Source organism: Tsukamurella pseudospumae, from assembly GCF_001575205.1.
Classification (GTDB): Bacteria; Actinomycetota; Actinomycetes; order Mycobacteriales; family Mycobacteriaceae; genus Tsukamurella; species Tsukamurella pseudospumae.
Genome location: NZ_LSRE01000034.1, coordinates 64319 through 76931, shown reverse-complemented (window position 1 = coordinate 76931; position 12613 = coordinate 64319). Strand labels below are relative to the sequence as shown.

The following is a 12613-nucleotide window of genomic DNA, read 5'->3' as shown; positions in this document are numbered from 1 at the left end:
CAGAATAGACCCGGATCGCGGTCGGCGCAGCGGCACGGGCGTGGATGTCATCCGTTCGGACGACGCCGCCGGCCGGTCAACGCTGCGGCGTGATCACGACGACCGTGTCGCCGTAGGGCTGGTCCCGACCCTTGAACTTCGCGCCGATCGTGTTGAAGAACTTGGACATCGGCACCTGGAAGCCGTACTTGGCCTTCACCGCGGCCTGCACGGCATCGAACTCCGGGCCCGAGGTCACCAACTCGGCGGTGCCCGCGGTGGTCACCGCGCCGGCTGAGACGGCCCCGCGCTGGTTGCACGGGGTGATCTCGACCGCGGGGTTGTTCTTCAGGCGCTTGGCCTTTCCCGAGGTCGACGAGGTCCAGAAGCCGAAACGGTCGCCGTCGACGGGCACGACCCACACCGGGGTCGCCACCTTCTCGCCCGAGCGGCGGAAGGTCGCGACGGAAATGGTCTTCTCACTGGCGAGCGACATGCGAGGAGCGTAGCGCCTCCGCGACCACGACGAGCATTCTGAACTGGGCAAACACCGCGAACCGGCGCGATCCGGTCGTCCCGAGTGCGGAGGGTGCGGGAGCGGCGCACCGTCGAGATTCATCCACTCGGACGACGAACCGCACTGGTGTGAACCAGCCCGTACCCGGATCGCGGGAGTGTGGTGAATCACGCATAACCGTGATTGACTTCCCCGGTGGATGTCATCGGCGAACTGCGAGCGGCGGGGTGCGTGTTCGCCGAACGGGAGGCGGCGCTGCTGACCGAGGCCGCGTCGGGCGACGACCTCGAGGCCCTGGTCCGTCGACGGTGCGCCGGCGAGCCGCTCGAGCACCTCCTGGGCTGGGTGGAATTCCGGGGGCGACGGCTCCGGATCGGCCCCGGAGTGTTCGTCCCCCGCCTCCGGACGGAACTGCTGTCCGAGCTCGCGGACGGCACGGGGATCCTGGTCGACCTGTGCTGCGGCGTGGGCCCCGTCGTCTCGACCACCGCCTCGGCCAAGGCGTACGGCGTGGACATCGACCGCACCGCCGCCGAGTACGCGGCACGCAACGCGCCGACGGCGACGATCCTCGTCGGCGATCTGTACGCGCCCCTGCCGGGCGCGCTGCGCGGCACCGTCGACGTGATCGCGGCGAATGCGCCGTACGTGCCGACCGCCGCGATCGCGACGATGCCGGCGGAGGCTCGCGACAGAGAGCCCCATCGCGCGCTGGACGGCGGCCCGGACGGTCTCGCGCTGCACCGTCGGATCGTGCGGGACGCGCCGCGGTGGCTGCGACGGGGCGGGCGCGTCGTCATCGAGACCGGTCGTCAGCAGGCCACGTACACGGTTGCGGCGATGCGGGCCGTGGGCCTGCGGACCCACATCGAGATCGACGACGAGCGGCAGGCGACGGTGGCCGTCGGCGTCATGCCCTGATCCGCACCGTCAGGACGCCGCGCCCCGGCGCTCGCGGAGCACGGCGACCACGGCCTCGACGGTCCCTACGGGATCGTTGACGACGTCGTGCCAGGTGAAGGCGAGGACGGTGAGGCCGCGACGGGCGAAGTCGTTGCGCTTGTCGTGGTCGCGCTGGAAGCGGACGGCGTCCTTGTGGAAGGCCCACCCGTCCACCTCGACGACCAGGTTCTCTTCCGGCCACGTGAAGTCGGCGCGGTACCGCCCGATCGGCAGCTGTGTCTCCCAGCCGCTGATCCCCTCGGCGCGCATGAGGTCGGCGAACTCGCATTCCGCCTCCGACTCGGTGTCGGACTCGACGACCTCCACGACGCGCCGAGCCTCCGCCATGCCGCGCCGACCGGCGTTTCGATCCAAAGCACCGGTCAGACTCGAGACAGTGACCTCGGCGGTCTGCAGCGAGCGATCCATGAGCGTCGTGGCGTCCGAGCGCACGCCGACACAGTCGAGCAGGGTGAGAGGTCGGCGCGTCACCGACAGCCCGCGAACCACCTCGATGTCGTCCGCGAGCAGGTCGCGCCGGTGGATCTCGAGTGGCGCGAGGTATCGCGGTGACCGATGTCGTTTCGTAGGCGCGGAGATGGTGGTGGGCAGAGGCGGATCCTCGACCATGCCGTGCCACCACAGCGCGGTCTGGGCGTCGGCGACTCCACCGGTCAGCGCCACCGCCCCGCGGATGCGGGCCGCGTCGGTGAAGTGGTGGGCCGCGACCAGGTACACCCCTCGCCCTAGGGCGATCCACTCACCTCGCGCGAGCCAGCCCTCGATCGCGCGGGGTGTCAGTCCGCATTCCCTGGCCTGGGTGGCGGTGATCACGCCATCGTTGTCAGCCAGGATCGTCCAGAGACGAGTCGATTCCCCCATGTCAATTGGACGAACCGGAGACGAGCGCGGTTCCGCCACCGGCGCTGTGCTCCGAACATCACCTGCCAGGTGGTGTTCGGAGCACAGCTATCTCGGTTAGTTCTCCCGGGTGCTGGTGCCGCTGCCGGAGTCCGAACCCGAGTCGCCGTCCGCCAGCGCCTTCCGGTCGTCCCGCTTGGACTTGATCAGCGACGCGACGGTCGTGATCACCAGCACACCGAGGATCACGGCCAGCGACAGGCCGGTCGAGATCTCCGGCACCGCGACGTGCTGTCCACCGTTGAGGAAGGGCAGCGTGTTCTCGTGGAGGGCGTGCAGCACCAGCTTGACGCCGATGAACCCGAGGACGATCGACAGGCCGTACGAGAGGTACACCAGGCGGTCGAGCAGACCGCCGATGAGGAAGTACAGCTGGCGCAGCCCCATGAGCGCGAAGGCGTTCGCCATGAACACCAGGTAGGGCTCCTGGGTGAGGCCGTAGATCGCGGGGATCGAGTCGAGGGCGAAGAGGACGTCCGTGAAGCCGATGACGACCAGTGCCAGGAGCAGCGGCGTCGCGACCTTCTTGCCGTCGATGCGGGTCACGAGGCGATCGCCGTCGTACTGCTCGGTGGTCGGGACGATCTTCTTGAACAGGGCGGCGACGCGGCCCTCGCGCTCCTTCTCGTCCTCGACCGGCCCCTCCTCGGACGAGGCCTCGCGGACCAGTTTGATCGCCGTGTACAGCAGGAACGCGCCGAAGATGTAGAACACCCAGGAGTACGCGGAGATCGCGGCGGCGCCGACGGCGATGAACCCAGCGCGCATGACGAGAGCCATCACGATGCCGATCAGCAGGACCTTCTGCTGGTAGATCCGGGGCACCGCGAACTTCGCCATGATGATGACGAAGACGAACAGGTTGTCCACCGAGAGCGCCTTCTCGGTGACGAACCCCGCGAAGAACTCCCCGCCGTACGTCGACCCGGACACCGCCCACACCCCGAGGCCGAACAGCGCAGCCAGCCCGATGTACACCGCCGACCAGAAGCCGGATTCCTTGAGCGAGGGCTCGTGCGGCGTTCGGACGTGACTGTAGAAGTCGAAGACGAACAACCCGAGAACGACCAGGATCGAGACGATCCAGACGAGCGCAGAAACGTGCATTGCATACACCTCCGGTACAGATCCGGAGGTCTCTCCCGACCCGACCAGCGGGTCCGGCGTGCCCGGGTGGATGTGGATCCACCGTGTTGACGTTCACGCCGCGAGCGGGATACTCCCCTCACGCATGCAAGCAGAACTGTATCAGAAGTCCGGTTCGTCCGCTTCCTGAGCGACCTCGCCGCCGCCTCGCAGCACCATCATCAACCCGGGCAGCTCGTCGGGCGTGACCAGCACGTCGCGCGCCTTCGAGCCCTCGGACGGCCCGACGATGTCCCGGCTCTCCATGAGGTCCATGAGCCGCCCGGCCTTCGCGAACCCGACGCGCAGCTTGCGCTGCAACATCGAGGTCGACCCGAACTGCGAGGACACCACCAGCTCGACGGCCTGCAGGAAGACGTCCAGATCGTCGCCGATGTCGGGGTCGACGTCCTTCTTCTCGACCTTCGTCTCGGTGACCCCGTTGGCGTAGTCGGGCTCCGCCTGCGTGCGCACGAAGTCGACGACGGAGGTGATCTCCTCGTCCGTGATGAACGCGCCCTGCATGCGGGTCGACTTGCCGCCCATGGGCAGGAACAGCGCGTCGCCCATACCGATGAGCTTCTCGGCGCCGGGCTGATCGAGGATGACCCGCGAGTCCGTCAGCGACGAGGTCGCGAACGCCAGACGGGAGGGCACGTTGGTCTTGATCAAGCCGGTCACGACGTCGACCGACGGTCGCTGCGTCGCGAGCACCAGGTGGATGCCGGCGGCGCGAGCCTTCTGCGTGATCCGGACGATCGCCTCCTCGACATCGCGCGGGGCGGTCATCATCAGGTCGGCGAGCTCGTCGACGATGGCGACGATGTACGGGTACGGCCGGTAGACCCGCTCCGACCCCAGCGGCGTGGTGATCTCGCCCGACTTGACCTTGCGGTTGAAGTCGTCGATGTGCCGCACGCGCGAGGCCTGCATGTCCTTGTACCGCTGCTCCATCTCCTCGACCAGCCAGGACAGCGCCGCGGCGGCCTTCTTGGGATCGGTGATGATGGGCGTGATCAGGTGCGGGATGCCCTCGTAGGGCGTCAGCTCGACCATCTTCGGGTCGATGAGGATCATCCGCACCTCGTCCGGGGTGGCGCGGGCGAGCAGCGAGACCAGCATCGAGTTCACGAAGCTCGACTTGCCCGAGCCCGTTGAACCGGCCACCAACAGGTGGGGCATCTTGGCGAGGTTGGCGTTGACCATCTCGCCCTCGATGTCCTTGCCCAGGCCGATGACGAGCGGATGGGTGTCCTTGCGCGTGTTGTCCGCGGCGAGCACGTCCGCGAGGCGGACCATCTCGCGGTCGGTGTTCGGCACCTCGATGCCCACGGCGGACTTGCCGGGGATCGGCGCAAGTAGCCGCACGTTGTCGGTCGCGACGGCGTAGGAGATGTTGCGGTGCAGCTGGGTGACCTTCTCCACCTTCACACCGGGGCCGAGCTCGAGCTCGTACCGCGTCACCGTCGGGCCGCGGGTGTAGCCCGTGACGGCCGCGTCGATCTTGAACTGCTCCATGACGCCGGTGATCGCGTCGATCATGGCGTCGTTGGCACTGGTCCCGGCCTTGGCGGGCTCGCCCTCGATGAGCAGGTCCGCCGGGGGCAGGATGTAGTCCTCGCTGTCGATCGTCCGCGCGACCGTGAACTCGCTCGCCTTCGGCGCGGGCGGGGGCGTGTGGTCCTTGACCACCGGCGCGGCGCGGCGCGCGCGGACGGGCGGGGCCGCCGGCTCGACCTCCACCGTGGGCTCGTCAGAGGGCTCGGGCTCCGGCGTGATCGGTGCCGTCACCTGGTCCGACGGTGCCTCCTCGACCTGCTCCGCAGCCTTCCGGCGACGCGCGGGACGCTTGGGCGGCTCGGGGTCGGCCGGGTAGTTGTCGTACGGATCGCCGTAGGGCGGGAGTGCGCGGGTGGCGTTGTCGTTGCCCGTGTCGAAGTCGAAGGGCACGTCGAGGTCGCCGTCGAGCGGCTCCTCGTCGCCGTACTGCTCACGCATGTCGACGCCGAAGTAGAACTTGAGCCGGTCGACGATCTCGCGCACCGTCATCCCGCTGACCAGCAGCAGCCCGAACAAGGCGACCAGCACCAGGAGCGGGACGGAGATCCACGCCGTGAAGCCGTCGGTGAGCGGGCCGCCCACGACGTAGCCGAGGTAGCCGCCGGCGGCGCAGCGGCCGTCGAAGGTCGACGGTCCGCCCGAGCCGATGTGCAGCAGTCCGAGGAAGGGCAGCACGATGAGCGCTCCGCCGACGCGGTGCCGGACGTGCGCGGACGGATTGTCGGGGCGGCGCATCATGATCACGCCGAGCGCGATCGCGAGCGGCGGAACGAGAACGGCGAACCACCCGACCACGGCGCGGACACCGGTGGAGAAGAAGGAGCCCACGGGCCCACCGGCGTCGAAGTACACCGCCGCGCCGAGGATGATCGCGATCGCGAACAGGGCCAGCGCCAGTCCGTCGCGCGAATGGGTGGGGCGAGGAATCTCCCCGGTCACGGCGGGAGCGGCGGCAGCTGCGGGTTCACCGGGGCCGCTTCCGGTACGGACGGCCCCGCCGACGCCCTTGGCCAGCAGTTTCCAGCCGGCGCCGAGGCCGCGGCCCACTCCCCTACCGGCCGCCGAGGCGACCCCCGAGCTCTTCGCCGCGCCCGCGCCGCCCTGCTTGGCACGCGTCCGCGGAGCCGCCTGCCGGCTGCGGGTCGGGCTCGCCGCGCGGCTGCCGCCGCGGGCGGAGCCGCGGGAGGTGGCGGCGCGATTGCTCGACTGCGCGCGACTGGTGGTCTTCGATGCCATGGGGGCAGTCTATCGACATTAACCCCACCCGTATCAAGTGCCACACATGTAACAGCAGCGAGAGCGGCGGGTCGCTACATGGACCGGACGACGGAACCGAGCAGATCGATGTCGGCGTCGGCGCCCTCGAACGTGATGAGCGCCTCGTCGCGCCCGAAGGCCCACATGGCGACCTCACCGATCGCGCCGATCACGGCGACCTCGGGTCCGCGTCCGACGGTCGCGACCGTGCCGGTCTCCGTCGTGAGGCTGATCCGCAGCGGCGCGCCGCGCAGCGTCATCCGCGCCATCCGCGCGACGACCGAGGTCAGACCGCGTTGGACGCGCTCGTCGAGGGCACGCGGCGTCCAGCCGGGCGTCGCACGGCGGATGTCCTCGGCGTGCACGAAGTACTCGCCGAGGTTCGCCTGCTCGTCGACGAGCCGGAACGGCGAGAACCGGGGAGGTCCGCCTGCGACCGAGGCGAGGAGCTCGTCGAACGGACGGGCGGCGATGCCCGCCTGGACCCGCTCCGTGTAGCCCGCGAGCGGCGGGACCATGATCCCCGCGACGGCGTCGAGCCGCCCCTCGCGCAGGACGAGGTGGGCGAGCAGCTCGCGCACCGTCCAGTCCCCGCAGAGCGTGGGGGCGTCGGGACCGGCGGCGCGGGCCGCGTCGACGAGTGCAGCGCGCTGTATGCGAGCAGGTTTCACGTCGCCACCCTATCGCCTCGCGACGGGGCCCGACCGCGTCCGAAAGACACGGGGTTCTGTAGTGAAATTCAGATGCACTGTCGTATACTTCGCGCATGATTGCGAAGACCACGCAGACGTCCATCCGTACGCGGTTCGCCTCGGCGACCGCGATCGTCGCCACTGTCACCGCGGGCGCGACACTCGCCGCACCGGTGGCCTCCGCCGCACCGGTCAACAGCGCCCTGGTGCTCACGCAGGCGCAGTTCCCGGCCGGCTCCACCGACTACCGCGCCGGGCGACTCCGCGGCGGCGCCATCAACATCAAGGCGGGCGCTCCGCAGCCGTGCGTCGACGCCGCGAACCGGCTCAACGCCGCGACCACGACCGCACAGAACGCCGGCGCCGCCGCCCGCAACGGATACTCCTCGATGGTCAGCATCGTCATCTCCCCGATGCAGGGCGGCCTGTGGCGCTCGATGGCGCAGGCCTGCTCCGGCCGGGTCTCCGAGCTCGCCGTCCCCGGCGACCTCGCGCGCTACAACCCCGCGGTGATCACCTACGGCGGCAAGACCGACTCCACCATCGAGGGCGCGGCCGATGTCAACGGCCACACCGTCAACGTCCTCGTCCGCGGCCTGTCCGACACCCCCGCCAACGCCGCCAAGTTCTGGCAGGTGTTCCGCGCGCAGATCCAGAAGGTGCAGGCGGCCCGGTGATGCGCGCCCGGCACGTTCTGGTGGGTTCGACGGTGACCCTCCTCGCCTTCGCGGGCCTCCCCGCGATCGCGCAGGCGGCGCCGGTGGTTCCGGCACGCGCCGTTCTGGCCGCACACGAGTTCCCGGCGGGAACGACCGGCTACTCCGTCCGGTCCGAGGTCGGTGAGCCGGCCGGAGAGCTGATCTCCGACACCGCGTGCGGGGCTGCGGAACACCGCGTCGACAAGGCCCTCGCAGGTGCCCACAGCACCGACGCCAAGGCCCGCCGCGGTGCACTCGACCTGGAGACGAGTGTCATCGAGCGTCCGATGGCCACCGTGATGCGTGATGTGATCACGACGTGTTCTGCGAAGCTGCGCTACGGCACCCGCGCGATCGTGAAGCCACTTCCGGCCGACCTGAGCCGCCACCAGGGCTTCACGGTCAGCACCGGCGACAACCGGACTCTGATCGCCGTCGTCGAGGTCCGCGGCGCGTCCGTCGGCGTCCAGGTCGAAGGCACATCGACAGCACCCGCCGACGCGGCCGTGTTCTGGCAGCTCGTCCGTACTCAGGTCGCCAAGGTCGAGCGGCAGCCGTGATCACCCGACGGTCCGCCGCCGCAGGCGCACTCGCTCTGGGCGCCGCCACGGTGCTCCCGGGCGTCGCGAACGCCGCTCCCGTACAACCGCGAGCCGCGATCGTGTCCGCCGGTGAACTACCGGCGGGCAGTTCGGGCTACACACTGTCGACGAAAGTCGCACAGCCGCCGACGAAGCCCGCTCGCGATACCCCGTGTGATCGCATGGCGCACCGGATCGAGACCGCACTCGCCGGGAGCACGACCGTCGAGGTGTCGGCGACACGAGGCACCGATGAGATCCACGTGGGTATCTCCGAAGGGTCGGGCGTCAGCACCGCCCGCGACGTGATCACCGCATGCAACACCGATCCCGGCGTCGTGCCCCAGGCGACCGTCGGAGCCCCTTCCGACCTCGCCCGCCTCGCACCGTTCATCACTCGCACTCGAGACGGCAGACTGCTGCAGGCGACGATCGACCTCCGCGGCGTGAGCGTCACCGTCTATGTCGTGAACATGGATCGCTCGGTCGACTCCTCGATCTTCTGGCAGGTCTTGCGGGCTCAGGTCGCCAAGGTGGAGCGGCAGCCGTGATCGCCCGACGGTTCGCCGCCGCAGGCGCGCTCGCACTACTGATGGCCAGTGCCGTCCCCGCACTGAGTGTCGCGGCCCCGGTCGATCCGGCCCGAGCGATCCTGTCCGCGGCCGAGTTCCCCATCGGCAACGACGCGTCGTACCGGGTCACGCACACAGTCAATCGTGCGCCGACCAAGGCATCGGGCCTCACCAGCGACGGCTGCGAACTCGCCGGCGTGCGGATGATGAGCGCCGCCGCGGGATCGCGATCCACGGAGGCAACGTCGTTCCAGGGGAAGACCTACGCATCGGTGGAACTGACGGACCGTGCTCTGGTGACTCCCATCCGCGCGGTGATGGACGCGTGCCGGACGACACCGGAAGCCGACGTGCCGGTGCTGGTCGGCACCCCCGCGGAGTTCACCCGATACCGACTGATCGCCGGCGCCGCGTCACATGGCAAGGAGCTGAACGGCTGGGCCGAGGTCCGTGGGGTCACCGTCCAGGTGGTGGTGGACGCGAGCCCGAATCCCCCTGACTACGACACCTTCTGGCGACTGTTCCGCACCCAGATCGCCAAGATCGAGAGGCAGCGATGACCGCTCGTCGAGCCCTGGCAACCGTAGTGATCGGCGCGGCGATCGCTTCGATCTTCCCGGCGACCGCGTACGCCGCGCCCGTCGTCCCGGCGCGCGCCGTACTCACCGCGGCGGAGCTCCCCTCCGGGAGCAAGGACTACATGGTCTTCCCGATCGCAGCATTGCCCGCCCCGACGGGGCCCGCTCCCAACACGTCCTCGCAGTGCGAGACGGCGTCCCATGCGCTGCAGACGTCACTTGCCGGTGTGCCCGCGGTGGAGGCGGAGGCGTGGCACGGGGACACGCACTTCTACGCGAGCGTGGTCGGCCGCGCCGCGACAGCGAAGTTCACCGCTCAGGACTCGGCGTGCGGTGAGACGGCCAACGCCACGAGGCTTCCGGTCCCGGCCGACCTGGTACGACTCGACCCGGTTCTCCTGCGGGTGAACACCCACCGAATCACCGGCATGGCCGATGTCCGCGGTGCGACAGTGGGGGTGATCGCCTCGTCGCCGGATGACAGGCCACTGAGCCTCGATACGTTCTGGCAGGTGTTCCGCGCTCAGGTCGCCAAGGTGGAGAGACAACCGTGACCTGCCGGCGGTTCGCTTCCGCAGCGGTGATCACGATCGTCGTGCTGGCCGCTGCCGGCTGCGATCGGCCCTCCGGGCCGCCACCGCACCCGCTCCACGGACTCGCGCTCGTCGAATCCGACCTACCGACCGGGATCACCGCGTTCAGATCGAACGAGAGTCAGTACGGCACCACCGTGACGGGCGGAACCGCGGAGCCCTGCCATACCGCGTCCAGGAACCGCGAGCGTTCGCGCGACGGTGCGGCAGTCGCATCATCGTCCGCCATGAAGCAGAACATCTGGATCCGCGCCGAGGTGATCAACGTCCGGCTCGCGATGCAGAACACGAACGTCGAGCTGGCGTGCGACGGGAAGGCTGCGCTGGCGCCGACGCCCGAGGACATGCTCGCGAATCCGCCATCGGTACTCGAATACCGCACCGGGAACGGCCGACTCGCCGCGATGCACGGATTCGTCGACATCGACGGTCGATCGGTCGACGTGTTCTTGATGAATCGCGCACTGTGGGCCGACGAAGCGGACGCCCCGGCCGACACCGTCGACCCCGGCGACTTCTGGAAGGTGTTCCGCGCTCAGATCGCGAAGGTCGAAGCTGCGGCGTAGGAACATCATTCGAAGCGTTCTGCGAGATCTCCCGGAAGAAACCTCGCAGAACGCTTGAAGAAGATGTTCGCTACTCCCCCACCACCATCACGGTCGGCACGATCATCGGCCGGCGACGGTAGGCCTTGTCGACCCAGCGACCCACGGCCCGTCGAACGCCCTGGGCGATGCGGTGGGCCTCCTTGACGCCCTCGGCGGCCAGGTCGGCGAGCACGTCCTCGACGAGCTGCTCCGCCTCCTTGAGCGCGGTCGGATCGTCGGAGAAGCCGCGGCCCGACACCTCGGGCTTGCTGACGGCGTTGCCCTCCTTGTCGATGGCGACGCTGATCGAGATGAAGCCGCCCTCGCCGAGAACCAGCCGGTCGGACAGGGTGGACTCGCCCACGTCGCCCACCGAGTTGCCGTCCACGTACACATGGCCGACGGGCACCTGCCCGACGATCTTGGCGACGCCGTTCACGAGGTCCACCACGACGCCGTCCTCGGCGAGCATGATGCGGTCCTTCGGCACACCCGTGGCCTCGGCCAGGGCGGCGTTGGCGCGCAGATGCCTCCACTCGCCGTGCACCGGCATGGCGTTGCGCGGGCGCACCGCGTTGTACAGGTACAGCAGCTCACCGGCGCTGGCGTGGCCGGACACGTGGACCTTGGCGTTCTGCTGGGTGATCACCTTGGCACCCAGCTTCGACAGCCCGTTGACCACGGCGAACACGGAGTTCTCGTTGCCCGGGATGAGCGAGCTGGCCAGCACGATCAGGTCGTTCGGCGAGATGGTGATGTTGCGGTGCTCGCTGCGGGCCATCCGCGACAGCGCGGCCAGCGGCTCGCCCTGCGAGCCGGTGGAGATCAGCACGACGCGGTCGTCGGGCAGCGAGGCGGCGGTGTCGAGGTCCACCTCGACGCCCTCCGGCAGGTGCATGTAGCCGAGCTCCTGCGCGAGCGCCATGTTCCGGACCATCGAGCGGCCGACGAACGCGATCCGCCGGTTGTGCGCGACGGCGACCTCGGCGATCTGCTGGATGCGGTGCACGTGCGAGGCGAAGGACGCCACGATCACGCGGCCCTTGGCGCGACCGATCACGTTGTCGAGAACGGGGCCGATCTCCCGCTCGGGGGTCACGAAGCCCGGCACCTCGGCGTTGGTCGAGTCGACGAGGAACAGGTCCACGCCGGCGTCGCCGAGCCGCGAGAAGCCCGCGAGGTCGGTGAGGCGGCCGTCGAGCGGCAGCTGGTCGAGCTTGATGTCGCCGGTGTGCAGCGCCACCTGACCGCCGGCGTGGATCGCGACGGCGATCGCGTCGGGGATCGAGTGGTTGACCGCGAAGTACTCGCACTCGAAGGGGCCGTGGCTCGTCGACTCGCCCTCGCGGACCTCGACGAGCTTCGGCCGCAGGCGGTGCTCGTCGCACTTGGCCTTGACCAGCGCCAGCGTGAACTTCGCGCCCACCACGGGGATGTCGGGCCGCAGACGCAGCAGGAACGGGACGGCGCCGATGTGGTCCTCGTGGCCGTGCGTGAGGACGATCGCCTCGACGTCCTTGATCCGGTCCTCGATGTACCGGAAATCCGGGAGGATCAGGTCGACGCCGGGCTGCTGGTCCTCGGGGAAGAGCACGCCGCAGTCGACGATGAGCAGCTTGCCGTCGTACTCGAAGACGGTCATGTTGCGACCGATCTCCTTGATGCCGCCGAGCGCGACGATCCGCATGCCGCCCTTGGGCAGCTTGGGCGGGGCGCCCAACCGTTCGACGGGCGCCGACGGTGCCTTCTGCCGGTCGTTGCCGCGCCGCCCGCCACCGCGGCGACCACCGCCGCCCTTCGCCGCAGCCTTCTGCGGCTGCTGCGCGGGAGCTTTCGCCGCCGTCGCCTCGGAGGCCTGAGCCGCCGGGGCCTTCGCTGCCGGGGCCTTGTCCTCGACGACGACGCGCGCCGCCGAGGTGGCGATCACCGGCTTGGGCTCGGCAGGCGGACCCGCCTGTCGGGTGGCCTTACGGCCCCGTCGGGCTCCACCTGCTGCACCGTCGGTCATTGT

General features: G+C 69.5%; 13 protein-coding genes. 7 read left to right on the top strand and 6 right to left on the bottom strand.

The window, feature by feature from the left end; translation table 11 throughout:
• Positions 1 to 76: 76 nt before the first annotated feature.
• A complete protein-coding gene (locus tag AXK61_RS16795; protein WP_068746417.1) occupies positions 77 to 475 on the bottom strand; it encodes a PPOX class F420-dependent oxidoreductase in 399 nt (132 codons plus the stop codon).
• A gap of 216 nt (positions 476 to 691) precedes the next feature.
• Between AXK61_RS16795 and AXK61_RS16790 the strand changes: the two genes are divergently transcribed.
• Positions 692 to 1417, top strand: a complete 726-nt coding sequence (locus AXK61_RS16790; RefSeq protein WP_139057819.1) for a putative protein N(5)-glutamine methyltransferase — start codon at positions 692 to 694, stop codon at positions 1415 to 1417.
• A gap of 9 nt (positions 1418 to 1426) precedes the next feature.
• Here AXK61_RS16790 and AXK61_RS16785 read toward each other — a convergent pair whose 3' ends face one another.
• The 4 genes from AXK61_RS16785 to AXK61_RS16770 all read right to left on the bottom strand — a co-directional run bounded on the left by AXK61_RS16785 (position 1427) and on the right by AXK61_RS16770 (position 6972).
• Positions 1427 to 2320: a DUF559 domain-containing protein gene (locus AXK61_RS16785; protein WP_068746416.1), complete on the bottom strand. Its 894-nt coding sequence runs from the start codon at positions 2318 to 2320 to the stop codon at positions 1427 to 1429.
• Between the two features lie 96 nt (positions 2321 to 2416).
• Positions 2417 to 3466, bottom strand: a complete 1050-nt coding sequence (locus AXK61_RS16780; RefSeq protein ID WP_068746415.1) for a TerC family protein — start codon at positions 3464 to 3466, stop codon at positions 2417 to 2419.
• Between the two features lie 141 nt (positions 3467 to 3607).
• Positions 3608 to 6280: an FtsK/SpoIIIE family DNA translocase gene (locus AXK61_RS16775; RefSeq protein ID WP_197466846.1), complete on the bottom strand. Its 2673-nt coding sequence runs from the start codon at positions 6278 to 6280 to the stop codon at positions 3608 to 3610.
• A 74-nt stretch (positions 6281 to 6354) separates the two neighbouring features.
• Positions 6355 to 6972 carry a TIGR03085 family metal-binding protein gene (locus AXK61_RS16770; RefSeq protein WP_068570548.1) on the bottom strand — a complete coding sequence of 206 codons (618 nt, stop codon included), beginning with the start codon at positions 6970 to 6972 and terminating at the stop codon, positions 6355 to 6357.
• Positions 6973 to 7067: 95 nt separating this feature from the next.
• Here AXK61_RS16770 and AXK61_RS16765 point away from each other — a divergent pair, with 95 nt between their 5' ends.
• From AXK61_RS16765 to AXK61_RS25100, 6 genes are all read left to right on the top strand, one after another.
• Positions 7068 to 7670 (top strand): hypothetical protein, encoded by a 603-nt coding sequence (locus tag AXK61_RS16765; protein ID WP_068746414.1) that lies wholly within the window; start codon positions 7068 to 7070, stop codon positions 7668 to 7670.
• Positions 7670 to 8251 (top strand): hypothetical protein, encoded by a 582-nt coding sequence (locus AXK61_RS16760; protein ID WP_068746413.1) that lies wholly within the window; start codon positions 7670 to 7672, stop codon positions 8249 to 8251. The genes AXK61_RS16765 and AXK61_RS16760 overlap by 1 nt, the downstream gene beginning before the upstream one ends.
• On the top strand, positions 8248 to 8823 hold the full coding sequence (locus AXK61_RS25470) for a hypothetical protein (protein WP_068746412.1): 576 nt from the start codon (positions 8248 to 8250) through the stop codon (positions 8821 to 8823). Before AXK61_RS16760 ends, AXK61_RS25470 begins: the two co-directional genes overlap by 4 nt.
• On the top strand, positions 8820 to 9404 hold the full coding sequence (locus AXK61_RS16750; protein ID WP_068746411.1) for a hypothetical protein: 585 nt from the start codon (positions 8820 to 8822) through the stop codon (positions 9402 to 9404). Before AXK61_RS25470 ends, AXK61_RS16750 begins: the two co-directional genes overlap by 4 nt.
• A complete protein-coding gene (locus AXK61_RS16745; protein WP_139057820.1) occupies positions 9401 to 9976 on the top strand; it encodes a hypothetical protein in 576 nt (191 codons plus the stop codon). Before AXK61_RS16750 ends, AXK61_RS16745 begins: the two co-directional genes overlap by 4 nt.
• Positions 9977 to 10242: 266 nt before the next feature.
• On the top strand, positions 10243 to 10581 hold the full coding sequence (locus tag AXK61_RS25100) for a hypothetical protein (RefSeq protein WP_156485719.1): 339 nt from the start codon (positions 10243 to 10245) through the stop codon (positions 10579 to 10581).
• 70 nt (positions 10582 to 10651) lie between these two features.
• Here the strand turns inward: AXK61_RS25100 and AXK61_RS16735 are convergent, their stop codons facing one another.
• On the bottom strand, positions 10652 to 12610 hold the full coding sequence (locus AXK61_RS16735; protein WP_068746409.1) for a ribonuclease J: 1959 nt from the start codon (positions 12608 to 12610) through the stop codon (positions 10652 to 10654).
• Between the last annotated feature and the right edge of the window lie 3 nt (positions 12611 to 12613).

What these genes read in the sequence shown, in the direction of transcription:
- AXK61_RS16765 (WP_068746414.1), top strand. Translation starts at nt 7,068, where the DNA reads ATGATTGCGAAGACCACGCAGACGTCCATCCGTACGCGGTTCGCCTCG.
- AXK61_RS16795 (WP_068746417.1), bottom strand. Translation starts at nt 475, where the DNA reads ATGTCGCTCGCCAGTGAGAAGACCATTTCCGTCGCGACCTTCCGCCGC.
- AXK61_RS16775 (WP_197466846.1), bottom strand. Translation starts at nt 6,280, where the DNA reads ATGGCATCGAAGACCACCAGTCGCGCGCAGTCGAGCAATCGCGCCGCC.
- AXK61_RS25100 (WP_156485719.1), top strand. Translation starts at nt 10,243, where the DNA reads ATGAAGCAGAACATCTGGATCCGCGCCGAGGTGATCAACGTCCGGCTC.
- AXK61_RS16760 (WP_068746413.1), top strand. Translation starts at nt 7,670, where the DNA reads ATGCGCGCCCGGCACGTTCTGGTGGGTTCGACGGTGACCCTCCTCGCC.
- AXK61_RS16780 (WP_068746415.1), bottom strand. Translation starts at nt 3,466, where the DNA reads ATGCACGTTTCTGCGCTCGTCTGGATCGTCTCGATCCTGGTCGTTCTC.
- AXK61_RS16785 (WP_068746416.1), bottom strand. Translation starts at nt 2,320, where the DNA reads ATGGGGGAATCGACTCGTCTCTGGACGATCCTGGCTGACAACGATGGC.
- AXK61_RS16745 (WP_139057820.1), top strand. Translation starts at nt 9,401, where the DNA reads ATGACCGCTCGTCGAGCCCTGGCAACCGTAGTGATCGGCGCGGCGATC.
- AXK61_RS16735 (WP_068746409.1), bottom strand. Translation starts at nt 12,610, where the DNA reads ATGACCGACGGTGCAGCAGGTGGAGCCCGACGGGGCCGTAAGGCCACC.